We start from the raw sequence: 754 nt of genomic DNA, 5'->3' as shown, positions 1-754 counted from the left end.
ACCAGGCGTGCCAGTAGCGTTGCAGGGTGTGCCAGGGGTCGAGCCAGGCGCGGGTCGCTCGGATGGCTCGGGGCCAGCTGGGCGGCTGGGGCTGGTGGGACGCGGGTGTGTCCTCTCGCTGGCCCGTTGGCGGTCTCGGGCGGCTGGGCCTGATCCTGCTCTGGAGTTTGGGGCGAGTCAGCGAACCAGATGTCCCAGCAGAACGAGAACGCGCAGTTCACGAGGGTTTGGTGGCGGCGGATCGCGGTGTCGGAGCGGACCTGGAAGTCGACCCGGCCGAGTTCGTCCTTGATCTGCTTGTAGCTCTGCTCGATCCAGTGCCGCAGGCCGTAGAGACGGACGAGTCCGGCACGGTCGGCTGGTGGGTGGGGACTGTCGGCGGTGCGGGGTGAGCCGGGCCGGGGCAGGTCGGTGGCCAGGTACCAGGTGGCCTTGTCGGGCAGGGTGGCCGGGTCGGCGGTGGCCACGACCAGGCGCGTCCATCCGTCCGGCCCCCAGCCTCCGAGACGGGCGTCGTCGGCCCACCAGGTCTCGGTGTGCCCGTCGCGGAAGGTGCGGACAACCGGCGTCCAGTCGCCGGGGTGCTCGGGATCTGTCCAGGTCAGGGCAAGACTGCGGCCTCGGTCTGCCCACGGTAGCCGCAGCGCCCCCGGCTTTGCGCCGGTAACGCTCCCCGGCGATGGCCACTTGACGCGACCTCGCCAACGGCGCCCTCTGTGTCGCGGGGATCCACGGCATCGCCGCCGCCCTGCGG

1 pseudogene is annotated in these 754 nt (G+C 71.8%); it reads right to left on the bottom strand.

The features are described from left to right. Positions 1-467 (bottom strand): annotated as a pseudogene (locus ACFQ87_RS45880) (IS701 family transposase); the annotation flags it as partial. Between the last annotated feature and the right edge of the window lie 287 nt (positions 468-754).

The organism is Kitasatospora sp. NPDC056531 (assembly GCF_042794375.1).
Lineage (GTDB): Bacteria > Actinomycetota > Actinomycetes > Streptomycetales > Streptomycetaceae > Kitasatospora.
The sequence above is the reverse complement of the archived record's forward strand: the minus strand, read 5'-3'. Positions and strand labels throughout refer to the sequence as shown.